At 69.5% G+C, this 23,708-nt stretch carries 21 protein-coding genes; 9 read left to right on the top strand and 12 right to left on the bottom strand.

Translation table 11 applies throughout. The annotated features are described in order from the left end of the window. Nucleotides 1-194: 194 nt before the first annotated feature. Nucleotides 195-761, top strand: a complete 567-nt coding sequence (locus tag BJ998_RS35535) for a methyltransferase family protein (protein WP_184867671.1) — start codon at nt 195-197, stop codon at nt 759-761. An 81-nt stretch (nt 762-842) separates the two neighbouring features. Further along, nucleotides 843-1,259 carry a DUF6194 family protein gene (locus BJ998_RS35530; RefSeq protein ID WP_184867670.1) on the top strand — a complete coding sequence of 139 codons (417 nt, stop codon included), beginning with the start codon at nt 843-845 and terminating at the stop codon, nt 1,257-1,259. A 34-nt stretch (nt 1,260-1,293) separates the two neighbouring features. On the opposite strand, the gene BJ998_RS35525 is transcribed toward BJ998_RS35530, so the two are convergent. Then, nucleotides 1,294-2,505: a cytochrome P450 gene (locus BJ998_RS35525; RefSeq protein WP_312890481.1), complete on the bottom strand. Its 1,212-nt coding sequence runs from the start codon at nt 2,503-2,505 to the stop codon at nt 1,294-1,296. Between the two features lie 19 nt (nt 2,506-2,524). Here BJ998_RS35525 and BJ998_RS35520 point away from each other — a divergent pair, with 19 nt between their 5' ends. Then, on the top strand, nt 2,525-3,187 hold the full coding sequence (locus BJ998_RS35520) for a peptidylprolyl isomerase (protein WP_184867668.1): 663 nt from the start codon (nt 2,525-2,527) through the stop codon (nt 3,185-3,187). On the opposite strand, the gene ppk2 is transcribed toward BJ998_RS35520, so the two are convergent. Both ppk2 and BJ998_RS49625 read right to left on the bottom strand, forming a co-directional pair. Then, nucleotides 3,184-4,044 carry a polyphosphate kinase 2 gene (gene ppk2, locus BJ998_RS35515; RefSeq protein WP_184869151.1) on the bottom strand — a complete coding sequence of 287 codons (861 nt, stop codon included), beginning with the start codon at nt 4,042-4,044 and terminating at the stop codon, nt 3,184-3,186. The two genes, BJ998_RS35520 and ppk2, sit on opposite strands and share 4 nt — an antisense overlap. A 148-nt stretch (nt 4,045-4,192) precedes the next feature. Further along, nucleotides 4,193-4,762 carry an excalibur calcium-binding domain-containing protein gene (locus tag BJ998_RS49625; RefSeq protein WP_376775958.1) on the bottom strand — a complete coding sequence of 190 codons (570 nt, stop codon included), beginning with the start codon at nt 4,760-4,762 and terminating at the stop codon, nt 4,193-4,195. Between the two features lie 145 nt (nt 4,763-4,907). Here BJ998_RS49625 and BJ998_RS35505 point away from each other — a divergent pair, with 145 nt between their 5' ends. The 6 genes from BJ998_RS35505 to BJ998_RS35480 all read left to right on the top strand — a co-directional run bounded on the left by BJ998_RS35505 (nt 4,908) and on the right by BJ998_RS35480 (nt 13,191). Continuing rightward, nucleotides 4,908-7,538, top strand: a complete 2,631-nt coding sequence (locus BJ998_RS35505; RefSeq protein ID WP_184867667.1) for an AAA family ATPase — start codon at nt 4,908-4,910, stop codon at nt 7,536-7,538. A 96-nt stretch (nt 7,539-7,634) separates the two neighbouring features. Then, nucleotides 7,635-8,654, top strand: coding sequence for an alpha/beta fold hydrolase (locus tag BJ998_RS35500; protein ID WP_184867666.1), 1,020 nt, complete (start codon nt 7,635-7,637; stop codon nt 8,652-8,654). Nucleotides 8,655-8,747: 93 nt separating this feature from the next. Next, nucleotides 8,748-9,536, top strand: a complete 789-nt coding sequence (locus tag BJ998_RS35495) for an SMP-30/gluconolactonase/LRE family protein (protein WP_184867665.1) — start codon at nt 8,748-8,750, stop codon at nt 9,534-9,536. Between the two features lie 61 nt (nt 9,537-9,597). Further along, entirely contained in the window at nt 9,598-10,896 is a 1,299-nt protein-coding gene (hisD, locus tag BJ998_RS35490) for a histidinol dehydrogenase (protein WP_184867664.1), read from the top strand. Beyond that, nucleotides 10,893-11,636 carry an SDR family NAD(P)-dependent oxidoreductase gene (locus BJ998_RS35485; protein WP_221338231.1) on the top strand — a complete coding sequence of 248 codons (744 nt, stop codon included), beginning with the start codon at nt 10,893-10,895 and terminating at the stop codon, nt 11,634-11,636. Before hisD ends, BJ998_RS35485 begins: the two co-directional genes overlap by 4 nt. 13 nt (nt 11,637-11,649) lie before the next feature. Further along, nucleotides 11,650-13,191: a bifunctional 3-(3-hydroxy-phenyl)propionate/3-hydroxycinnamic acid hydroxylase gene (locus BJ998_RS35480; RefSeq protein ID WP_184867662.1), complete on the top strand. Its 1,542-nt coding sequence runs from the start codon at nt 11,650-11,652 to the stop codon at nt 13,189-13,191. 340 nt (nt 13,192-13,531) lie between these two features. Here BJ998_RS35480 and BJ998_RS35475 read toward each other — a convergent pair whose 3' ends face one another. From BJ998_RS35475 to cysD, 9 genes are all read right to left on the bottom strand, one after another. Continuing rightward, nucleotides 13,532-14,542: a right-handed parallel beta-helix repeat-containing protein gene (locus BJ998_RS35475; protein ID WP_184867661.1), complete on the bottom strand. Its 1,011-nt coding sequence runs from the start codon at nt 14,540-14,542 to the stop codon at nt 13,532-13,534. 78 nt (nt 14,543-14,620) lie between these two features. Further along, nucleotides 14,621-15,640 carry a right-handed parallel beta-helix repeat-containing protein gene (locus BJ998_RS35470; protein WP_184867660.1) on the bottom strand — a complete coding sequence of 340 codons (1,020 nt, stop codon included), beginning with the start codon at nt 15,638-15,640 and terminating at the stop codon, nt 14,621-14,623. Then, nucleotides 15,637-17,562, bottom strand: a complete 1,926-nt coding sequence (locus tag BJ998_RS35465; protein ID WP_312890480.1) for a hypothetical protein — start codon at nt 17,560-17,562, stop codon at nt 15,637-15,639. The genes BJ998_RS35470 and BJ998_RS35465 overlap by 4 nt, the downstream gene beginning before the upstream one ends. 163 nt (nt 17,563-17,725) lie before the next feature. Next, nucleotides 17,726-18,649, bottom strand: coding sequence for a ricin-type beta-trefoil lectin domain protein (locus BJ998_RS35460; RefSeq protein ID WP_184867659.1), 924 nt, complete (start codon nt 18,647-18,649; stop codon nt 17,726-17,728). Nucleotides 18,650-18,832: 183 nt separating this feature from the next. Further along, entirely contained in the window at nt 18,833-19,702 is an 870-nt protein-coding gene (locus tag BJ998_RS35455) for an ABC transporter permease (RefSeq protein ID WP_184867658.1), read from the bottom strand. Then, complete coding sequence (locus tag BJ998_RS35450; protein WP_184867657.1) at nt 19,689-20,453, bottom strand: ABC transporter ATP-binding protein; 765 nt, start codon at nt 20,451-20,453, stop codon at nt 19,689-19,691. Before BJ998_RS35450 ends, BJ998_RS35455 begins: the two co-directional genes overlap by 14 nt. Beyond that, the gene (locus BJ998_RS35445) at nt 20,450-21,472 is read right to left on the bottom strand and encodes an ABC transporter substrate-binding protein (RefSeq protein WP_312890479.1); all 1,023 of its coding nucleotides are present in this window, start codon (nt 21,470-21,472) and stop codon (nt 20,450-20,452) included. Before BJ998_RS35445 ends, BJ998_RS35450 begins: the two co-directional genes overlap by 4 nt. Next, nucleotides 21,469-22,731: a sulfate adenylyltransferase subunit 1 gene (locus tag BJ998_RS35440; protein WP_184867656.1), complete on the bottom strand. Its 1,263-nt coding sequence runs from the start codon at nt 22,729-22,731 to the stop codon at nt 21,469-21,471. Before BJ998_RS35440 ends, BJ998_RS35445 begins: the two co-directional genes overlap by 4 nt. Beyond that, nucleotides 22,731-23,648: a sulfate adenylyltransferase subunit CysD gene (gene cysD / locus BJ998_RS35435; protein ID WP_184867655.1), complete on the bottom strand. Its 918-nt coding sequence runs from the start codon at nt 23,646-23,648 to the stop codon at nt 22,731-22,733. The genes BJ998_RS35440 and cysD overlap by 1 nt, the downstream gene beginning before the upstream one ends. Nucleotides 23,649-23,708: the final 60 nt, after the last annotated feature.

The following is a 23,708-nucleotide window of genomic DNA, read 5'->3' as shown; positions in this document are numbered from 1 at the left end:
GGGCACGGCCGCCGCAGCTCGAGGCCGACCTCGACGCGAGGCGTGCGTTGCGACACCCGCGTTAGATGCCGGCGGCCCGCAGGCAGTCCCACACCTCGTCCAGCATCGGCTTCCGCAGCGCCGGAAACTCGCGCCAGGTCGTGGTCACGGCGTGGGCCATGCGCCCATGCCAGGAGCGGTTCTACCGTGGCGGAATGATGGCCGTGATGTGGATTGCCGTGGCGCTGTGGGCGCTCGGCGAGACGGGTCTGCAGCTGACGCAGCGGCTGCGCAGCGAACGGACCAAGACCCGGGAGTGGGGCAGCTACGGCGGCATTCTCATCGCCGCGCTGCTGGCGGTGGTGCTGGGCGGGCTGCTCCGCCGGGCGCTGCCGGCGCTGGACTTCCCGTCCCGCCAGCCGGGCTGGCTGCTGGCGATCGTGCTGCTGATCGTGCTGGGCGGCGGGTTCCGGCTGTGGTCCATCGCGAGCCTGGGCCGGTATTTCCGCGCGGTGGTGCACATCCAGGAGGACCACCGCGTGGTTCGCACCGGCCCGTACCGGGTGCTGCGGCACCCGTCGTACACCGGTCTGCTGGTGGGCATGCTCGGCATCGCGCTGCTGTTCGGCAACTACGCCTCGGCGGTGGTGTTCGAACTGCTGATGATCGCGGGCGTGCTGTACCGGATCCGGGTCGAGGAGCGGATGCTGCTGGGCGGTCTCGGCGAGGACTACGCCGCCTACATGCGGGAGACGAACCGACTGATCCCGGGCGTCTGGTAACCGCATTTGAGGGTTTCGACCTCAGCCACCAGCAAGACGCGAGAAAAGCCTCTCAAAGGAGTTCAATGACACACTTGAAGGGTGGAAATCGACGAACTGATCCGGCACATCACTGACACCTACGCCGGCGTGCGCGTCGCGGAGCACGCGGGCGACTCCTTCTTCCTCTACGACCCCGACGGCGACCTGCCGCCAGAGCGGCAGCTCCCGTTCGTCACGATCGTCACGGGCGACCACTACGAGCGGGACTCCGAGCTCGACCGGGACGGCGCGTACCGGGTGAACATCGGGCTGACCAAGGCCGGTTACGCCGAACTGTTCGCAGCGTCCACAGTGGACGACTACACGCCGCGGGACACGTTGCTGCCGCACCCGGTCTACGCCGGCCAGCACTGGGTGTGCGTGATCAACCCGGGCGAACGCACCGCCGACACCGTGCTCAAGCTGATCGCGGACGCCTACGAGTTCGCCGCCCGCAAGCACGGCAACCGCCGGTGAACGATGAGGCCGGGCTCTCGCCCGGCCTCTTCTCTCACCACGTCACCGGCAGGCTCCGCACCCCGTAGACGAGATCGTTGCGCTTGAACTCCGACTGCGGCAGCGGCATCGCCAGGCGCAGCCCCGGAATCCGTCGCAGCAGCGTGGTCAGCGCGACCTGCATCTCGATCCGCGCCAGCTGCTGGCCGATGCACTGGTGCGCGCCGAAGCCGAACGCCAGGTGCGTACGGGCCTGGCGGCCGAGATCAACGGTGTCCGGGTCGGGGTACACGTTCTCGTCCCTGTTGCCCGAGGAGATCGCGGCGACCAGCCACTCCCCCGCCCGCACCTGTGTGCCACCGACCTCCACGTCCTGGGTGGCGTACCGGAAAAGCCCGAACTGGATCACCGACAGGTAGCGCAGCAGCTCCTCGACGGCCGGGCCGGCGTTCTCCGGCGCGGCCTGCAACACGGCCAGCTGCTCGGAATTCTCCAGCAGCACCAACGTACTCAGCGCGATCATGTTAGCGGTCGTCTCGTGCCCGGCGACCAGCAGCGTCACGCCGAGCGTGGCCAGCTCCTGCGGGGTCAGCGGCCGGTCGGTCTCGTTCGCCCGCGCGATCAGCCGGCTCAGCAGGTCGTCCCGCGGCTCGGCCAGCCGCTGCCCGATCAACTCGCCGAGGTAGCCCCACAGCCGGTCGCCGGCGGCGCGGCGAGCGGCCTCGTCCGCCTCGAAGCCGATCAGGACCTCGCTGTCGTGCTGGAACTGCACGCGGTCGTCGTAGGGCACGCCGAGCATCTCGCAGATCACCAGCGACGGGATCGGCAGCGCGAAGTCCTGCACCAGGTCGGCGCCCGGTCCCTGAAGCATCGCGTCGATGTGCTCGTCGGTGATCTTCTGGATGTACGGCCGCAGCGCCTCCATCCGCCGCACCGTGAACTCGCCGATCAACAGACGCCGCAGCCGCGCGTGCTCCTCGCCGTCGGCCTGGATGATCGCACCCGGCGACGGGTCGCGGGACAGGTCGGCGATCGGCAGCATGTGCATCGAGCTGGCGGCACGGGAGCTCAGCCGCGGATCCGTGAGCACCGCACGGATGTCCGCGTACCGGCTGACCAGCCACGCGTCCACGCCCGCGGGGCAACGCACCGCGGTCACGGGTTCGTCGGCACGCAGCCGGGTGTAGACCTCGTCGGGGTCGAAGGGGCAGGAGTCGGGCCGGTCGGTCGGGAAGGCCGGCACTTCGGCAGGGCGAGTTGACGTCACGTGAGATAGCTTGCCAGCCATGAAGTCACGTATCGCGGCATTGCTCGGATCGGTGCTTGTCCTTGGCGCGCTGTGTGTTTCCGCCCCGACGGCGTCCGCATCCACTTTCCCGATCACCCACTGCACGTTCACGCCGACGCCGGAGAACCCGGCCGCGCGGCCGGTGCTGCGGCCGCTGCCGATCGCGCCGACCATCGGCACCGTCGACGTGACGTTCCGGTTCAACTACGGGCCCGTGACCGTGCGGCTCAACCGCGCCGGCGCCGCGCCGTGCGCCGTGCAGAACCTGATCAGCCTGGTGGCGCAGCGGTTCTACGACCACAGCCAGTGCTGGCGGCTGACCAACAGCGAGCGGCTGGGCGTGCTGCAGTGCGGCGACATCTACGAGGTGGAGAAGGGCGGTCCCGGCTACAAGTTCCCCGACGAGACCGACGGCACCGAGACCTACGGGCGGGGCACCATCGCCATGGGCAACCAGGGTCCCGGCACCAACGGCAGCGAGTGGTTCATCGTGCACTCGTTCGCCCACATTCCGACGAACTACTCGGTGATGGGCACCGTGGTCCGGGGCATGGACGTGCTGGACCGGATCGTGGCCGCCGGGATCATCCCCAGCGACCGCGGCCCGCTGGACGGCGCACCGGCCCAGCCCGTCAGGATCCTGCGCGGCACCCTCGGTTAGCGGTGGTCGTCCTCGCCCGTCTCGAGCAGGGTGGACGCCGCGCCCACCACGTTCGGGTCGGGCTTGCCGACGACCTCGTGGTCCTTGTCCTCGTAGTCGACGAGTGAGAGCACGTGGCGCATCGCCTCCACGCGGGCGCGCTTCTTGTCGTTGCTCTTCACCACCGTCCACGGCGCGTACTCGGTGTCGGTGGCGCGGAACATCGCCACCTTCGCCGCCGTGTACGCGTCCCAGCGGTCCAGCGACTCGACGTCGTTCGGGCTGAGCTTCCACTGGCGGACGGGGTCGACCTGGCGGATCAGGAAGCGGGTGCGCTGCTCGGCCTGGGAGACGGAGAACCACAGCTTCACCAGGGTCACGCCGTCGTCCACGAGCATGCGCTCGAACGTCGGCGCCTGGCTCAGGAACCGGTTGTACTGCTCGTCCGTGCAGTAGCCCATCACGCGCTCGACGCCGGCCCGGTTGTACCAGGAGCGGTCGAACAGCACGATCTCGCCGCCCGTCGGCAGGTGGGGAACGTAGCGCTGGAAGTACCACTGGCCCTGCTCGCGCTCCGTCGGCTTGTCCAGCGCCACCACCCGCGCCCCGCGGGGGTTGAGGTGCTCGGTGAAGCGCTTGATCGTGCCGCCCTTGCCGGCCGCGTCCCGGCCCTCGCACAGGACGACCATGCGCCGGCCCGTGTCCTTGATCCAGTACTGCATCTTCAGCAGCTCGATCTGCAGCAGCCGCTTGACCAGGTCGTACTCCTCCCGGCTCATGCGGTCGGCGTACGGGTAGTTCTCCCGCCAGGTGTCGACCACCGAACCGTCGGCGCGGAGCAGGATCGGGTCGTCGCCGTCCTCGTACTCCACCACCATGTCGTCGTGCTGGAGTTCCGGGAACCGGGCGAGCACCTCTGGCGATTGCTGGATCACGGCTCAGGCATACCTGCGGGTCACGGCCGGAAACAAGGAACACCGGGTTACCAGCGGATGGACTTCAGTTGTCACTGAAGCCATAGTGTTTTTATTCACACGCGATGCCGTCGTTGTCCCGGTCGAGCGCGGCCCGATAGCCGGGCTGGCCCCGGTAGAGCGGCGCGGCGCCGGCGGCGCGGGCCGCCGCGCAGTTCTTGTAGTACACCTCGACGGGGGCGGGCGGCGTGTAGGCGGGCGGCGGGGCCTGCTCGGTCGTCTGCGGAGGTGGCGGCGGGGCAACGGTTGTCGTCGGGTTCGGCTCCGCTCGGACGGTGATCCGGGAGGTGGTCGGGGCATTCGTGCCGACGCCGTCGACCGACACCACATGCCACGCGTCGGTGAGGACAACCGGGCTGCCGTCCGGCCCGTACACGTTCACATCCCAGAAGCCGAGACTGTTCAGCTCCGCCTGGACGTCCTTCGCCGACTTCCCGACCAGGTCGTTCGGGATCGTGGCCATCGCAACCGTGGTCGTTGTCGTCGGCGGCGGCGTGGTCGTGGTCGTCGCGGACGGAGTGGTGGTCCGCGGCACCGCCACATTCCCGGCAGCACCGCAGCCGGACAAAACGGTGATCAGCGCCACCGCGGCCACGGTTCTCGCACCCGTTCGCAATTCCACGGCGGCCCCCTTGCCTGCGGTTCCGGAAGCGTACGGCCGGGACTATCGGCGGCCGCACCGGTCCGTTACCTCCGCAATGCCCGGTCGGCGTCTCATGGCGCTCTGGCCTAGCCTGCAAGCAGGGAAAACCGCTGAGGGAGAGTTCGTGGCGCTGTGGGAGCGGGAGTCGGAACGCGCGCGGCTGGCCGAGCTGGTCGGTGGCATCCGGGACCGGGGCGGGGCGCTGGTGATCCGCGGCGAGGCGGGCATCGGGAAGTCGGCGTTGCTGGCGGAGATCGAGGCGCCGGGGCTCCGGGTGTTGACGGCGGTGGGGGTGGAGGCGGAGCACCACCTGCCCTATGCGGGCCTGCACCAGTTGTTGTTCCCGCTGCGTAAGGCGATCGACGGCCTGCCGGCGACACAGCGGGAGGGACTGCGCACGGCGCTGGGGTTGGCGGACGGCCCCCGGCCGGAGATCTACCTGGTGGGCATGGCGGTGCTGAACCTGCTCGCGGAGGCGGCGGCCGACCAGCCGCTGCTGCTGATCGTGGACGACGCGCATTGGCTGGACCCCAACAGCCAGGACGTGCTGGCCTTCGTGGCCCGCCGGCTGGAATCGGAGCCGATCGCGCTGGTGGCGGCCGTTCGGGACGGCGAGCCTTCCCGATTGACCACGGCGAACCTGCCGACAATGCGCCCGCAACCGCTGTCGAATGAGGCGGCGGCGGAATTGCTGAAAGGGTTGTCGCCGGCGAAACGGGAACGGGTGTTGACGGCCGCGGCAGGCAATCCGCTGGCGTTGCGGGAACTGTCCCGAGACGATGCGCCTCCGACGACGAGCGTGGAGCAGACGTTCGCGGGCCGGGTGCGGAAGCTGCCGCCGGAGACGCAACAGTTCCTGCTGACCGCGGCGGTGAACGACACGAATGCGCTCGGCGAGGCGTTGGACGCGGCGAAGGCGGACTTGGCGGCGCTGGGTCCGGCCATCGACGGGGGGCTGATCACGGTCGCCCACGACGAGTTGACGTTCCGCCACCCGTTGCTGCGCTCGGCCATCGTCAAGGATGCGGAACCCCAAGCGCGGCAAGCGGCGCACAAGGCCCTCGCCGACACGATCAACGAGTTTGACCGCCGGATCTGGCATCGAGCCGCGGCGACAACCGGACCGGACGAGGCCGTCGCCACCGAGCTCGAACGATCGGCCGAACGCACGGAGCGCCGCGGTGGCATCGACGCGACGGTGGCATCGCTGGAACGGTCGGCCCGGCTGAGCGGGTCGCCGAGCAAGCGGGCGGAAAGGTTGTTGCTGGCGGCCAACTTCGCGGTCGAGACGGGCGACCGGCAGCGGGTCGACCGCCTGCTGGCCGAGGCCGCGACCCTGGACCTGACGGCGAACCAGCGCGCGGTGGTCCGCTGGCTGCCGACGAACTTCGACGACGGCCTGCGCGACGACGTCTCCGGCCCGGGCGACCTCGCCGACCTGGCGGTCAGCGTCCTCGATGACGGCCGGCTCGACCTGGCGATGAACATCCTGTGGGGCGCGGCGATGCGCTGCTTCTGGGTCGAGCCGGGCCCGGCCGACCGCTGCCGGCTGACCAGGGCCGCCGACCGGATGCCGATCGACCGGCACGATCCCCGGCTGGTGGCGATCAACGCGTACGTCACGCCGTTCGAACGCGGCGAGTCCGTGCTGGCCGACCTCGGCGACCTGGCCCGCCAGGTGGGCCGGGACGCGCTCGTCGACCGCTTCCTGGGCAGCGCGTCGATGCTGGTCGGCGCGTTCGACCTGGCGGCCCGCTTCTCCGCCGGCGCCCAGCCGGGCCTGCGGGCGCAGGGACGGCTGGCGTTCCTCGCGCGGGCCCTGGGCGTGCAGGCGTGGAGTTCCGTCCGGTTGGGCGATCTCGCGACGGCGACGGCCGCCGCGGAGGAGGGCCAGCGCCTGGCGATCGAGACCTCGCAGCCGTACATCCACGGCCTGACGCTGGCCACGCAGTCGGAGATCGCCGCGCTGCGCGGGGACTACCCGCAGTGTGAAGACCTTGCGGCGCAAGCGGAAAGCATCGGACTTTCGGCCGGCGCCCGGCCGGTGCTGGCGACGGTCCAGCTGGCCCGGGGGATCGCGGCGCTGGGCGAGGGCCGGCACGCGGACGCGTTCGGGAACCTCATGCGGCTCAACGATCCCACCGATCCCGCGTACCAGGTTGCCTTGCGCTGCTACACGATCGCCGAGCTGACCGAGGCGGCGGTGCGCTGCGACCAGCGCGGCGCCGTCGAACCACTCGTGCGGGAATACGAGATGTACGCCGCGTCGTCGCCATTGCCCGCACTCCACAGTGGACTTCGGCACGCGCGGGCCGTGCTCGCCCCGGACAACGAGGCGGAGAAGCTGTTCCGGGCCGCGTTGGACGCGGAGACGTGGCCGCTGGAACGCGGCCGAACCCAGCTCGCGTACGGGGAATGGCTGCGGCGACAACGACGTCCCGCCGATTCCCGCCCGCAGCTGCGGGCCGCCCGCGAGACGTTCGAGGCGCTGGGTGTGACGGCGTGGGCGGAACGGGCCCGCCGCGAGCTGCGGGCCGCCGGCGAAGTGAGTCCGGACCGGCACACCGACGCGTTCGGGGAGCTGACACCCCACGAGCTGAACATCGCGCGACTTGCCGCCGAGGGCTTGACGAACCGGGAGATCGGGCAGCAACTTTATCTGTCCCACCGAACTGTCAGCACGCACCTGCACCGCATCTTCCCCAAGCTCGGGATCAGCTCACGCACCGAGCTCCGAGAGGTCCTCGGTCCATGACGTACGCCCGCTACGTCATCTGACGGTCGCCGCCGACGGGAGCCGATCACTAGCGTCGGCAGCGCAGTGATCGCCGTTCCCGTCAGGAGAGTTCCGTTGATCAGCAGGAGATTGTTCGCGCAGGGCGTCGCCGGTGTGATGGCGGCGGGCACGCTCGCCGCCTGCTCGTCGGAGAAGGCCGCCGCCCCGGCCGCCACCGCCACGTCCAGCGCGCCCGGCCACACGACTTTCGCGTCGCTCAAGCAGATCCAGGCCGGTCCGCTGAACATCGGCTACGCCGAGGACGGTCCCGCCAACGGGCCGGTCGTCTTCCTGCTGCACGGCTGGCCGTACGACATCTTCAGCTACGTGGACGTGGCCCCCATCCTGGCTGCCGCCGGATATCGGGTCATCGTGCCGTACCTGCGTGGCTACGGCACCACCACGTTCCTGTCCGCCGACACCGTGCGCAACGGGCAGCAGGCCGCCACCGCCTCGGACCTGATCGCGCTGATGGATGCCCTGCACGTCGACAAGGCCGTGCTCGCCGGCTACGACTGGGGCAGCCGGACCGCCGGCTGCGTCGCCGCGGCGTGGCCGGAGCGGGTCAAGGCGGCGGTGCTCGTCAGCGGATACCTGGTGACCAACCTCAAGGCGCAGCAGCAGCCGCTCTCCCCCGCCGCCGAACGCGGCTGGTGGTACCAGTTCTACTTCGCCACCGAGCGCGGCGTGCAGGGCTACACCCAGAACCGGCACGACTTCAACAAGCTCATCTGGCAGCTCGCCTCGCCGAGCTGGAAGTTCGACGACGCCACGTACGAGCGGAGCGCCAAGGCGTTCGACAACCCCGATCACGTGGCGGTCGTGATCCACAACTACCGCTGGCGGCTGGGTCTCGCCGACGGCGAGAAGCAGTACGACGCCGTCGAGCAGAAGCTGCAGACCGCGCCGCCGATCACCGTGCCGACGATCACCATCGGCAGCGACTTCGACGGCCCCACCATCGACGGCGCCGCCTACCGGAAGATGTTCACCGGCAAGTACGACCACCGGATCCTCAAGGGCATCGGCCACGACGTGCCGCAGGAGGACCCGACGAGCTTCGCCAAGGCGGTCATGGACGCCGATCGGCTCTGAGCCCCCGCAGCCGCCCTTCCCCACCCCGCTCCCGGCAGCCGCTGCCGGGAGCTTTTTTCGAGCACCTCCCATACTTTCGAATACAGTGTGTCCATGAGGAGACTGGAACTGGTCGCGGACGACCTGATGTATCCGGAGTCGCCACGGTGGCGGGACGGGCGGCTGTGGATCTCGGACGTGCACGCGTTTCGGCTGGTCACGGTCGGTCCGACGGAAGTGGTCTGCGACGTGTCGGGGCGGCCGGCGGGGAGCGGGTTCCTGCCTGACGGCACGCTGCTGCTGGCGACGGCGCTGGATCGGAAGCTGACCATCTGGGACGGCACGGCGCTGCGTCCTGTCGCGGATGTCGAGACTGACGGCCTGCTCAACGACATGGTGGTGGGGCCGGACGGCCGCGCCTGGTTCGGCGACACGGGGTTTCGCCTGGGCCTGGAGCAGCCGCGGCCGGGGCGAATCCTCACCTACACGGCGGCCGAAGGCGTGAAGGTCGCGGCGCACGACGTCTGGTTCCCGAACGGCATGGTCCTGACGGGCAACGAACTGGTGGTCAACGAGTCGACCGCGAACCGGACCTCCGTGTTCGAGGTGCGGCCGGACGGGACGCTGCGGCGCGATCGAACCCTGGTGGAGCCGGGGCCGTTCCCGGACGGTCTGTGCCGGGGCGCCGACGGTTCACTGTGGATCCCGCTGTTCCAGGGCGGCAAGTTCGTGCACGTCACGGCCGGCGGCGAGATGCTGGAGGAGATCGACACCGGCGGCCGGGTCGCGGTGGCCTGCGCGTTTGGCGACGGCGCGCTCTACCTCTGCACGGCCGAGACGACCATGGCCGACCTGCGCGAGGGTCGCAGTCGTGGCTACGTCGAGCGACTTTCGAATCTCTAGCGAACTTACGACTATCTATGGCAGCATGGCGGGCGCCACCCCAGCCGAGGAGGAGCCGACCATGTCCCACGAACTGAAGAAGGCCGTGCCGAGCGCATCGGGTCGCGCCGGCTCCGAGGCCGTGGCGGCGACCGTCACCTCGGTCATCGCGGACATCCGCGAGCGTGGCAACGCGGCCGTCCGCGAGTACTCGGCCCGCTTCGACAACTGGTCGCCGGAGCAGTTCCGGCTCACCGCCGACGAGATCGAGCGGATCGTGGCGACCGTGCCGGCGCAGACCATCGACGACATCCGCACGGTGCAGGCCAACGTGCGGCACTTCGCCGAGCGGCAACTGGCCTCGATGCACGAGTTCGAAATCGAGACGGCGCCGGGCGTTTTCCTCGGCCAGAAGCACAATCCGGTCGACGCCGTCGGCGCGTACGTGCCCGGTGGCCGCTACCCGCTGCTGGCGTCGGCGCACATGACCGTGCTGACCGCGAAAGTCGCCGGTGTCGAGCGCGTGACGGCCTGCACGCCGCCGATCCGCGGCGAGATCCCGGCCGCCACCATCGCCGCCATGCACCTGGCCGGCGCGGACGAGATCCTGCTGCTCGGCGGCGTGCAGGCGGTCGCGGCGCTGGCCGTCGGCACCGAGACGATCGGCAAGGTCGACATGCTCGCGGGGCCGGGCAACGCCTACGTCGCCGAGGCCAAGCGGCAGCTGTTCGGCGAGGTCGGCATCGACCTGTTCGCCGGGCCGACCGAGATCCTCATCGTCGCCGACCACACCGCGGACCCGCTGCTGGTGGCGGTCGACCTCCTCAGCCAGGCCGAGCACGGCCCCGACTCGCCGGCCATCCTGATCACCACCTCGGAGGCGGTCGGCCGAGCGGTGATCGAGCACGTCGACCGGCTGCTGCCGGGCATGCCGACCCGCGACTTCGCCGAGCCGGCGTGGCGCGACCACGGCCAGGTGCACGTGGTTTCCAGCCGGGAGGAAGCGTTCGGGCTGGCCGACGAGTTCGCCGCCGAGCACGTCCAGGTGCTGACCGAGAACCCCCGGCAGGCCCTGGACTCCATGCGGCACTACGGCGCGCTGTTCCTCGGCGAGGGAACGTGCGTTTCCTACGGGGACAAGGTGATCGGCACCAACCACACGCTGCCCACGCGCGGCGCGGCTCGCTACACCGGCGGCCTGTGGGTGGGCAAGTTCCTGCGCACGGTCACGTACCAGGAGGTTCGCAACGCGCAGTCCAGCGCTGAGCTGGGTGAGCTGTGCGGACGTGCGGCGCGGGCCGAGTTCTTCGAGGGCCACGCCCGGTCCGGCGACATCCGCGCGGCCCGCGTGCGCGGCGAGTTGCCCGAGTGGGCGCTGTGACCACTTTGGACGGTCAGACCGCGCTCGTCACCGGCGCCGGGCGCGGACTCGGCCGGGGCATCGCGCTGGCGCTGGCCGCGGCCGGAGCCCGGGTGGTGTTGGTCAGCCGGACCGGTGCCGAGATCGAATCGGCGGCCCAGGAGATCCGTTCCCACGGCGGCGAGGCCGTCGCGGTGCCGTGCGACGTGCTGGATCTGGCCCGGTTCGAGGCCGTGCTGGATGGCGTCGGTCCCGTCGACGTGCTGGTGAACAACGCCGGCACGAACGCGCCGATGCCGTTCGTCGCGGTCTCCCCCGACACCTTCGACACGATCTTCGACCTGAACGTGCGGTCCACGTACTTCCTGACGCAGGCCGTGGTGGCCCGGATGATCGCCGCCGGCACCGGCGGCTCGGTGATCACGGTGTCGTCGCAGATGGGACAGGTCGGCGCGGCCGACCGGTCGGTGTACTGCGCCGCCAAGCACGCCGTGGAGGGGATGACCAAGGCGTTGGCGGTGGAACTGGGTCCGCACGGCATCCGGGTCAACACCATCGCCCCCGGCTACGTCGAAACCCCCTTGACCGCACCGTACTTCGCCGACCAGGAGTTCCGGGCCGACACGCTGCGCCGGATCCCGCTCGGCCGGCTCGGCCTCGTCGCCGAGGTCGCGGCCGCCGCCGTGTTCCTGGCCGATCCCGCCGCGGCCTTCGTCACCGGATCCAGCCTGGTGATCGACGGCGGGTACACCGCCCAATGACCGAGGAGACTCCGTGTCCGCTGAAGTGCACGACGTCGTTGTCATCGGCGCCGGCCCCGTCGGCCTCGTCGCGGCCGGGCTGCTCGGCCGGCTCGGGCACACCGTCGCCCTCGTCGAGAAGCATCCCAACCTGTACAACCTGCCCCGCGCCGGGCACGTCGACCACGAGGTCGTGCGGACGCTGCAGCTGTTGGACTGCACCGAGACCTTCCTACAGGACGCCGTCGCCTGCGAGACGTACACCATGCGCAACGGCAAGGGCGAGCTGCTGGCCGAGTTCCCGTGGGCGTCCGAGGGCATCTCGGGCTATCCGTCGGACTTCATGATGTACCAGCCGACGATGGAGGACCCGCTGCATTCCCGCCTGTGCGACGACCCCAACGTGACGCTGCGGCGCGGCTTTCAGGTACGCGACGTGGTGCCGGGGCCCGATCATGTTGAGGTGCATGCGGTTGCGCCCGCGTCCGAGGCGGATCCGTACGGTCCGGCCCGGGCGGAGGAGTCGATCGTCCTGCGCGGGCGGTACGTGATCGCCGCCGACGGCGGCCGGAGCCTGGTCCGGCAGCTGCTGGGCATCGAGCGCTACGACCTCGGCTACTCCGAGGAGTGGCTCAACGCCGACTGCCGCCGCAAGCGGCCGGTGCACCTGGAGCTGGACACCGGTCAGTGGTGCGATCCCGAGCGGCCGACGACCGTGCTGCCGCTGGGCCGGCGGCACCGTCGCTTCGAGTGGCGGCTGCTGCCCGGCGAGACCGCCGAGCAGATGTCCGACCCGGCGGTGGCGTGGGAGTTGCTGGCCCGTCTCGGACTCACCTCCGACGACCTGTCGATCGTCCGGCAGCACGTGTGGCAGTTCGAGGCCAAGATCGCCCGGGAATGGCGGCACGGTCGGGTTTTCCTGGCCGGCGACGCCGCCCACACCATGCCGCCGTTCCAGGGGCAGGGCATGTGCTCCGGCATTCGCGACGCCACCAACCTCGCGTGGAAACTCGACCTCGTGCTGCGTGGCGTCTCCTCCCCCGCGCTGCTCGACACGTACCAGCCGGAGCGGGAGCCGAATCTCCTTGCGTGGACGCGCCTTTCCATCGAGACCGGCAAGGTGACGTCCGTGCTCGACCCCGCGGAGGCCGCCCGTCGGGACGAGGATTTCCGCACCGGCACGGCGATGCCCATGCCCGAGATCCCGCCACTGGCCGGCATCGTCCGTCCCCAGCCCGGCGCCGGCGAGCTCAGCCTGCAGGCCGTGGTCCGTCGTGACGGCGTCGAGGGGCTTTTCGACGACGTCATCGGTTCCGGCTTCACCATCGTGTCCACTGTGGCCGATCCCGCGTCTGTCCTGGACTCTCGGCAGCTGGAGTTCCTGAAGGCCATCGGCACCCAGCTCGTCCACGTCGGCGGCGACGTGGTTGACGTTCAGGGCAAGTATGCGTCCCACCTCGCGGCCCGGGGCTGGGAGGTCGTGGTCACCCGCCCCGACTTCTACGTCTTCGGGGGTGGCTCACTGGCCGAGCTGCCCGCCATCGTCGACGAGCTGATGCGGCACATCTTGGTGTAGCTCCACCCTCTCGCGGCTGTCCTGTCCCTCCCCCGATCTGTCCCTCTCTCCGTTCCGCACCTACGGAATCGCCAAGGTGATCGCCGCCACGGCTGTCGTCATGCTGATCGACGGCATCGCCCTCAGGGACCTGCTCACCCACACCGCCGGTGATCAGCCCCGAGATCCAGTTCGCCCCGGAAGCACCCGAATTCGTCTACCACGACACCCTCCCCTGCACCGAGCGACGCGGCGCTCATCGGGCTGACCAGCGGCGCGGTGACCGTGACCCGTCAACGCCCGCCTGCGCCGGCCGATCGCCTGACGGGGTGGGGGCCGGGAACCGGCCCCCACCGCCTGCTCAGACGCCCGGGGTGGTCGGGGTCTTGGACAGGCCCTTGCCGCCGGTGCTCTTGTTGGAGGCGCCGATGATGTTCGGCGACTTCGCCGAGACGCACTGGCTCTGGTCGGTCGCGTTGATCCCGTACCCGTTCTTGTTCTTCACGGTCAGCGTGTTCTTGCTGAACGTGTTGCCGCAGCCGGTCTTGCCCCAGACGTTGTGCAGCTGGATGACGTCGAGATAGGCGTTCTTGGCGACATTGTTGGTGATCTTGTACTTGTCGCCCTTGATGTCCATCGTGGAGTCGGCGTCGTGCTGGTTCTTCTCGCCGGTCCCGTCCAGGGTGTTGCCGTCGATCACGCCGTCGTGGGTGCCCTCCTTGACGTCGATGCCCTCGGCGGCGACGTTCGGGCCGATCTTGTTGTTCAGCACCTGGATGTAGTTGCTGGCGTCTGGATCCTTGCCGCCGTTGGCGCCGTAGCACTCCCAGTTGCTGTTGGCCGACCCCAGGTACACGCCCTCGCCGTAACCCGGCTCCTCGGTGCCGGTGTTGTACACCGTGGAGTTCTTGATCACGCCGTACGAGCTGCTCTTGCGGAAGTGCACACCCTCGTACCCGATGTCGTGCACGCTCACCCCGTCGATCGTCACGTGCGAAGCCCCGTCGAGCACGATGCCCTTCTTGGACTTGGTGACGCTGAAACCCTTGAGGTTCCAGTAGTTCGCGCCCTGCAGCCAGAGGCCGTAGCCGGTCTGGCCGGACGGGCAGTCGGTGTCGCCGAGCTTGAACTTCGGGTCGTGCAGCACCGCCTTCGCGCTGCCCACCAGGGTGATCGGCGCGGACGCGGTGCCCGAGGTCGTGGCGATGAACTGGTCGCCGTAGTCGCCGTCGGCCAGCTGGATGGTGTCGCCCGGCTTGGCCGCCTTCAGCGCGGCGATCAGCTCGGCCGCGTTGCCGACGTTGATCGTGGATGCGACGGGGTGCACGGCGAACTGCGCCACCAGTGCGGCCGCCGCGATGGTCTTGATCACAGGGAACGGTCCTTTCCGGCAGGGATGGCCGGGGCCGGCCCGCACAGCGGCTGATATGCGGGACGGCCCCTGGATCACCTAGACACCGGGCGTGGTCGGGGTCTTGGACAACCCCTTGCCCCCGGTGCTCTTGTTGGACGCGCCGATGACGTTCGGCGACTTCGACGACACGCACTGGCTCTGGTTCGTGGCGTTGATGCCGTAGCCGTCCTTGTTGGTCACGGTCAGCGTGTTGTTGCTGAACGTGTTGCCACAACCGGTCTTCTTCCACAGGTTGTGCGTCTGGATCACGTCGAGGTAGGCGTTCTCGGCGGTGTTGTTGGTGATCTTGTACTTGTCGCCCTTGATGTCCATCGTGGAGTCGGCCGAGTTCTCGTTCTTCTCGCCGGTCCCGTCCAGGGTGTTGCCGTCGATCACACCGTCGTGCGTGCCCTCCTTGACGTCCAGGCCCTCGGCGGCCACGTTCGGCCCGATCTTGTTGTTCAGCACCTGGACGTAGTCGCTGGCATCCGGGCTCTTGCCGCCGTTGGTGCCGTAGCAGTGCCAGTTGCTGTTGGACGAGCCGATGTACACACCCTCGCCGTAGCCCGGCTCCTCGAGACCCGTGTTGTACACGGTCGAGTTCTTGATCACACCGTAGGCGCTGCTCTTGCGGAAGTGCACGCCCTCGTAGCCGATGTCGTGCACGGTGACACCGTCGATCGTCACGTGCGTGGCGCCGTCCAGGACGATGCCCTTCTTGGACTGCGTGACGCTGAACCCCTTGAGGTTCCAGTAGCTCGCGCCCTTGAGCCAGAACCCGTAGCCGGTCTGACCGGACGGGCAGTCGGTGTCGCTCGCCTTGAACTTCGGGTCGTGCAGCACGGCCTTGGCACTGCCCACCAAGGTGATCGGCGCGGACGCCGTGCCGGACGTGGTGGCGATGAACTGGTCGCCGTAGTCGCCGTCGGCCAACTTGATGGTGTCGCCCGGCTTCGCGGCCTTCAACGCGGCGACCAGCTCGGCCGCGTTGCCGACATTGATCGTCGACGCGGCCGGGTGCACGGCGAACTGCGTCACCAGCGCCGCCGCGGCCAGCGTCTTGATCCCGGGGATCACTTCGCCACCGACTTCAGGAACAGCGACGGACCCTTGTCGGTCATGGTGTCGTCGACGCCGTGGCCCTTGGTGTAGTCGTTCTGCTCGTTGTGCGCCCAGTCCACGATCGGCTTGCCGCCCACGTCGAGGTGGTGGAACGCCTTGCCGTCCCAGCCGAACTGGTAGATCTTGCTGTGGTCCGGGTAGTACGGCGTGTACGCGGCCCCGTCGGTGACCTGCTTGGTCATCGTGTTGTCGAAGAAGACGTTGCGCGGGCCCGAGGAACCGGACCACTTGACCGCCTTCTGGCCGGTCGACCAGTAGATCGGGAACCAGGTGGAGTCGTCCGGCGGGTCGTTGCCCTCGTCACCGCAGTGCGCGGTGCAGTTGCCGGACCGGTGCGCGTAGGACACGTTGTTCGTGTTCAGCTCGAACAGGTTGTTGCGCTCGTAGCCGCCGTGGATGTTGAAGTCCGAGTCGATGTCGTTGCCGATCGCCACGTTGCCCGACGCGGACCACTGGAAGGTGAAGTGGCGCAGGTCGCGGGTGGTGTTGCCGGCGTAGAGCGAGTCCCACACGCGGGAGCCGCGGAAGTAGCCGTTGCCGCCCTTGCCCTTGTTCCACGAGCCGTCCAGCTCGTTGTTCACGATCTGCAGGTTCTTGGCCTCCTCGGTGACGATCGGGTGCGACCCGGTCATCATCGCGTGGATGCCGGTCACCCAGGAGTTGGCCGCCCACTTGAACACGATGCCCTGCATGGCCAGCGACGGGGCCAGGTTGCCGTAGTTGTCCTTCGCCTGCGCCTCGGTGACGCCGGGCGGGGCCACCTGGGTGTAGGAGAAGTCCTCGAAGCCGACGCCGACGATCGGGTCGACGATCGGCGACGCCTTCGACGCGTAGACACTGCCGTCGATCGGCGCCGAACCGTCCGACGTGGAGTCGACCGGCACGTCGTACTCCAGCGGCTTGTCCACGGTCACCGTGTGGTTCTTGGTGTCGACCGCCGAGATGGTGAACCACTGCTGGCGCATGTGCAGGTTCTGCAACGGCCACGTGGTCGGGACGGCGTTCATCGACTGGTAGAACTTCATCGAGTTCGCGGCCCGGATGTTGATGAAGCCGCCGACCTTCATGTTCGTCATCTTGGCGCTGTTGTCCAGGTACACGACCTTGTCGCCCTGGCGCGCCGAGAAGCCCTTGTCACCCGGCTTGGCCCGCAGCTTGGCGCCGGCCTTCCAGTGCACGTTGATCGTGCCCTCGAAGATGTCCTTGCGGTTGGCCGGGGCGCTCTTGTACTCGCTGGCGTAGCTGGGGTCGACCTTGCGGGACTGCACGCGGAACAGGCCGCGGCCCGGCCACAGCCAGCCGCCGGAGCCGTCCTCGTAGTTCATGTTCTTCTGGTCCCACTGGTCGCCGTCCGGCGTCAACACGTCGTACTGGGTGTTCTTGTCCGGCGCGTAGACGAACTTCGTCTTGTCCGTGCCGGCGCCGCGCAGGATCAGGTAGTTGGCGTCGACGTGGATCTCGTGCGTGACGTTGAGCGTGCCGGCCGGGAAGGTGATCAGGCTCAGCTTGGTGTAGCTGCCGCTGGGCGAGCAGTCCTTGTGCAGCTTGTCGATGGCCTGCTGGATGCCGTTGGTGTCGTCGACGTTGTCGTCCGGCTTCACCTTGTACGTGCTGGCCAGCTGCGCCGCGGTGATCTGGCACTTGGCGTCGGGATTGACGGCGCTCGGGCCGGGCAGGTCCTGCCCACCGCGGAAGCCGGCCTTGCTCCAGTCGTACAGACCGGGGATCGGCGCCCGCCGGTTGCCGGCCGAGGTGTCCAGTTTGGTCAGCGCCTTGCTGCCCGGGGTGGCGCCGGTGGCCACCTCCTGGGACAACGCCAGACCGCCGGCGACGCACAGAGTGGCCGTCACGAGCGCGACGACCCGCTTTCGGTTCACGAGGGTTCCTCCGAAGGGAGAGATGAAACGGTGAACGGCAGTGTGTGGCGGCAGCGCACGATGCGACGGACGCCCCAGTCCGCCGCCGGCCCCGTGGCGCACCCTGACGCGCGTGGGGGCCGGCGACGTCCCGCCCCTGCCTGGGCTTTCTGGCCTGAACGGATCAGGCCGTGGGGAAGGTCCATTGCGCCGCCGAGCCGGAACAGCTACCCGCGGTCACCGCGGTCTTCGTCGCGCGGAAGCACTTCTTGCCGGTCTGGATGTCGGAGATGGTCCCGCTCGGGTTGGCCGACCACTGCTGCGTCGGGCCTCCGGTGCACTTCTTGAGCGCGATGTCGCCGCCCTTGGAGTCGGCGCACAGGTTGCGGATGCTCAGGAAGGTGCCGTCGAACGTGAAGTTCTGCTCGGCCGAGCCGTCACAGGACTTCACGCCGATCTTGGTGGCGCCGGCCGGCGCGTCCAGGCATACCGCCGAGGCCGGGTTCCTGTACGGGCCGACCGTGATCGTCGGGGTCGCGCCGCCGTAGCACTCGCCGGTGCTGGTGTTGAAGATCGGGTCCTTGCTGACCTTCTCGCCCGAGCCGGGGTTGACGATCACCGGTTCCATGGTCGGCGTGTTGTCCTTGTTGTAGTGCGTGAGCGCGACCTCGCACTGGATGGCCTTGAACGGGTCGCCGCCCTTGCCGCCGAGCCACAGGTCGAAGTGGGCCAGCTTCGGGCCGCCGTTGGGGCCCTTGCCGTTCCAGTCGGAGCTGCACTCGTCGCAGTCGTCCTCCATGATGAAGTACTTGCCCACACGCGGCACGTAGATCTTGCCGCCCGGCTTCACCTCCTTGGTGGAGGTGGCGAACGTGATCGGGTCGTCGAAGGTGCCGACGCCGCCCGCGGTCTTGTGCTTGACCGGGTGCGCGATGTCGCCACCCGGGGGCGTGTTGTCCCACCAGCCGTAGAAGGTCAGGAACGTCTGCTGGGACGCGTGCGGCGCGGCGGCCGACGCCGGTCCGACTCCGGCGAGCACCATGGCGATGACGGCGAACACCGCGAGCACACCGGACGTCAGGACGGGGACGATCGCTCGTCTCCTCATGGTTGCCTCCGTAGCTGACTGGCAGGGCGCCAGGACTGCGAAGGCGGCGGTGATTCGAAGCTTACGACCCGTCACCGCCTTAGTAAAGAACCCTTCCTAACAATTTCGGGCTCGGTTCGCCCGAACGGAGGGATCCGGTCACCGGCCTGACCGAACCGGTCACACACACTCCACAGTGGACACTCAGCGCCGAGGTCCCGACGCCAAACCGTGTGACCGCAGCACATGGCGCTCGACCGGCGCGAACACCAGCTGGTTCACGCCGATGCCGACGACCAGCACCAGCGCGATGGTGCCGAAGGCCAGCGCCATGTCATTGGTGTCCTGGGCCTGTTTCAGCAGCTGGCCGAGGCCGTGCCCGAGCGAGGCCGAGGTCGCGATGATCTCGGCGGCCATCAGCGACCGCCAGGCGAACGCCCAGCCCTGCTTGAGGCCGGCGACGTACCCGGGCAGCGCCGCCGGCAGCAACACGTGCACCACCGAAGAAAAGCCTTTCGCACCCAGGTTCCGGCCCACCTTGAGGTACAGCGGCGGCACCTGGTCCAGCCCGGACACCAGGCCGTTGGCGATGGACGGCACGGCGCCGAGCAGGATCACCGTGTAGATGGTCGCCGGCGTGACACCGAAGAAGATGACCGCCGGCGGCACCCACGCCACCGAGGGCAGGTTCTGCAGCCCGGACAGGATCGGGCCGACGGCGGTGCGCACCGGCTGGCTGCGGCCGACCACGACCCCCAGCGGCGTGCCGATCGCCACCGACACGAGAAACCCGATCGCACCACGGGAAAGGCTGTTCCCGATGCTGGACCAGACCTCGCCCCGGCCGGCCGCGGTGACCAGCGACCGCCACACCTCGCCCGGCCCCGGCAGCACCCAGTCCGGTTGCACGCCGGCCAGGTAGAGGCCCTGCCAGCCGAGCAGCACCACGGCTATGGCGACCACCGGCGGCAGCACTTGCTGGCGCAGTCGGCGCCGTGGCGCGGCGCGGGCGCCGGCCAGCGAGTCGAGGCCCGCCTCCAGCCGGGCCAGTCCGTTGTGCTCAGGTCTGGCCATGTCTGCGGATCTCCTCCCGGAGGTGTTCGGTGATCTCCAGGGACAGCCGCGCCACGGCCCCGTCCTCGATGCGCCGCGGGTGCGGGATGTCCACCGTCCACTCCCGCGCGATCCGTCCCGGCAGCGACGTGAGCAGCACGACCCGCTCCGCCAGCCGGACCGCCTCGCGCACGTTGTGCGTGACGAAGACCGTGCTGAACCCGGCGTGCTGCCACAGCCGGATCAGCTCCTCGTGCAACACGTCCCGGGTGATCGCGTCCAGCGCCGCGAACGGCTCGTCCATCAGCAGCACCTCGCTGCCCTGGGCCAGGGCCCGGGCCAGCGCGACCCGTTGCCGCATCCCGCCGGACAGCTCGTGCGCCCGCATGTCACAGGCGTGTTCCAGGCGTACCAACGACAACAGCCGGTGCGCCTCCACCTGTCTCTCCTTGCGCGGCACGCCCCGCAGCCGCAATGCCAACTCCACGTTGTGGGTCGCCGTCAGCCATGGGAACAGCGCCGACTCCTGGAACATCAGCGCCGCATGCCCGCCGGCCAGCTCCACGCTGCCCGCGGTGGGGGTGTCCAGGCCGGCGATCAGGTTGAGCAGCGTGGACTTGCCGCAGCCGGAAGCGCCCAGCAGGCAGACGAATTCACCGGACCGCACCGTCAGCGAGATGTCCTCCAGCACCGGCGGCCCGCTGTCGAACGCCTTGCCCACGCCGTCGAGCGCGACCGCCTGCCGCGTCGATCGAGCGGTGATCAGAGTCATCGCTTGTCCCCCAAGCCGGCGTCGTCCACCTTCGGCCGTCCCTTCGCCGCCAGCGCGTCGTTCAGCGGGCCGATGTCCACGATGCCCCGCAGGTCGGTGGCCGACATCAGGCCGACCGTCACGGCGTGGTCGGCCTGCACGCCGACGGTCGACGCCAGCGGATCGCCGGTGACCTGCTGCTCGTCCCAGGCCCGCGTGACCTCGGCGTCGGTCAGCGCGGCGCCGCTGATCCGTCGCAGTTCGGTGTTGACGGTCCTGGTGGCCTCGCCGGCATTGGCGGAGACCCAGTCGTTGGCAGCCAGTTCTCCGTCGATCAGCCGCCGCACGGCCTGCGGGTGGTCACGGAGAAACGTCGTCGACACCACCAGATCCGTGCTGGCGAAGCGGCCGTCGGGCCAGAGGTCACGCTCGTCCACCAGCACCTTCGCCTGCGCCGCCACGACGAGCCGGGATGCCCACGGCTCCGGCAGCCAGGCGCCGTCGATCTTGCCGGCGCGGAACTGGTCCAGTGTGGTCGCGTTGTCCTGCGGGCGAATCGCCACGTCGCCGCCGTCGGTGGTGGTCCTCATGCCGTGCTGGCTGAGCCAGTACCGCAGCGCCACGTCCTGGGTGTTGCCGAGTTGGGGCGTGGCAAGCGTTTTCCCCTTGAGCTGCCCCGCCGCGGTGATCGAGGGCCGGACGACGAGCTCCGCGCCGCCCATGGTCGCGCCGGCGACGATCTTCAGCGCCTGGCCGTGGCTGCGGACGTAACCGTTCAAGGCGGAGGACGGGCCGACGTAGGCGGCGTCGAGCTGGCCGCCGAGCAGCGCGGTCATCTCCGCCGGGCCGGCGTTGAACACCTGCGTGGTGAGTTGGATGTCCCCCAGTGCCTTGGCGAAGAAACCGCCGGCCACGCCGACGATCGCCGTCGCATGCGTGAGATTGCCCAGGTATCCCAGTCTCAGCTCGTTCTCGGTGGCCGCCGCCGTGCAGCCGGCCAGCAGCAGTGCCGCGGCGGCGACCGGCAACAGCCGTCTCACGGCCACCACGGTGGGACGCCCACCATTCCGGCCGTCAGCGTGTCGCCACTGGCCTCGTCGATGAGCAGGACGGCCCCACAGTGCCGGTTGTACTCGTACGGATCGACGGCGACCGGTTCGGCCGTGCGCATCGACACCAGCGCGATCTCGTTGGTGTACAACGTGTCCGCCGCGTTGTCGGTGCTCAGCGAATGCACGTCCAACCGCTCGTCGATCGCCTCCACCACCGCCCGCACGGTCCTTGTGGTATGCCGCACCAACACCCGGTCGCCCACGCGCAGCGGCCGCGACGCCAGTTGGCAGCCGACGACCAGCAGCCGCTCGGCCGGGCTCGGCACGGTCGACACCGGCGTGATCAGGTCGCCGCGGGCCACGTCCACCGCGTCGGCGAGCCGCACCACCACCGACTGCGGCGCGAACGCCTCGTCCACCGGCGTGCCGCCCACCTCGATGCCGGTGATACGGGTGCGGTGCCCGGCCGGCGACACCGCCACCGGGTCACCCACGCGGAGCATGCCCGAGGACAACTGCCCGGCGTAGCCACGGAAGTCGGTCGCCCGGAGCACGTACTGCACGGGCAGCCGGGTCGCCTCGGGCTCGCCACCGGTCGGCACGGTCTCCAGGTGTTCCAGCAGCGTCGGCCCGGCGTACCAGGTCATGTGCGGGCTGGGCTCGACGACGTTGTCCCCGCGCAGCGCGGACATGGGGATCGCCACCACGTCCGGCACGCCGAGTTTCCGTGCGTACTCGGTGAATTCCCCGGCGATCTCGGCGAACCGGTCCTCGGCGTAGCCGACCAGGTCCATCTTGTTCACCGCCAGCGCCACGTGCGGGACGCGCAGCAGCGCTGAGACCACGGTGTGCCGACCGGTCTGCTCGACGAAGCCGTGCCGCGCGTCCACCAGGACCACCGCCAGCTCGGCGGTCGACGCCCCCGTGACCATGTTCCTCGTGTACTGCACGTGGCCCGGTGTGTCGGCGAGGATGAACCGCCGCCGGGCCGTGGCGAAGTACCGGTACGCCACGTCGATCGTGATGCCCTGTTCCCGCTCGGCCCGCAGACCGTCGGTGAGCAGCGCCAGGTCGGCGTCGGCCAGGCCGCGGTCGCGGGACGCCCGGCGGACCGCCTCCAGCTGGTCCGGCATGACCGCGCTCGTGTCGTGCAACAGCCGCCCGACCAGCGTGGACTTGCCGTCGTCGACGCTGCCCGCCGTCGCCAGCCGGAGCAGGTCGCCGACGGCGATCTCGGTCGTGGTCATCAGAAGTAGCCCTCCCGCTTGCGGTCCTCCATGGCGGCCTCGGACATCCGGTCGTCCGCGCGGCTGGAACCCCGTTCCGTGACGCGGGACGCGGCGATCTCGGCGATCACCTCGTCCACCGAGGACGCCGGCGAGTCGACGGCGCCGGTGCAGGACATGTCGCCGACGGTGCGGTAGCGCACCATCCGCTCCTGCACCGGCTCCCCGGCCTGGGGCTCGCCCCACGACCCCGGCGCGAGCCACATGCCGTCGCGCAGGAAGACCGTTCGCCGGTGGGTGAAGTAGATGGCGGGCAGCTCGATGCCCTCGGCCCGGACGTAGCCCCAGACGTCCAGCTCGGTCCAGTTGGAGAGGGGGAAGACGCGCATGTGTTCGCCCGGCCGGTGCCGCCCGTTGTAGAGCCGCCAGAGCTCGGGTCGCTGCCGGCGCGGATCCCACTGCCCGAACTCGTCACGCAGCGAGAAAACCCTTTCCTTGGCGCGGGCCTTCTCCTCGTCGCGGCGGCCGCCGCCGAGCACGGCGTCGAACCGGTTGGCCTCGATGGCCCGCAGCAGCGGCAGGGTCTGCAGCGGGTTGCGCGTGCCGTCGGGCCGTTCCCGCAGTTCGCCGGCGTCGATATAGGACTGGACGTCCGCCACCAACAGCCGAACGCCGAAGCGGGCGACGGCACGGTCCCGGAATTCCAGCGTCTCCGGGAAATTGTGCCCGGTGTCCACATGTAACAACTGGAACGGAATCGGCGCCGGCAGGAATGCCTTGCGCGCCAGATGCAGCATGACCGTCGAGTCCTTGCCGCCGGAGAACAGCAGCACCGGTCGTTCGAACTCCGCCGCCACCTCGCGGAGGATGTGCACCGACTCGGCCTCCAGGGCGTCGAGGTGCGAGAGGATGTGCCGTGCTCGGGTCGTCGCCCTCACACCGAAACCCCTTTCGGTCGCGGCGGGCGGCGGTTCCGCCGGAAATGTGGTTGTCGCAGC

Origin of the sequence: Kutzneria kofuensis (assembly GCF_014203355.1) — a bacterium.
Lineage (GTDB): Bacteria > Actinomycetota > Actinomycetes > Mycobacteriales > Pseudonocardiaceae > Kutzneria > Kutzneria kofuensis.
Note: the sequence above shows the minus strand (reverse complement) of the source record. Positions and strands in the feature narration are given on the sequence as shown.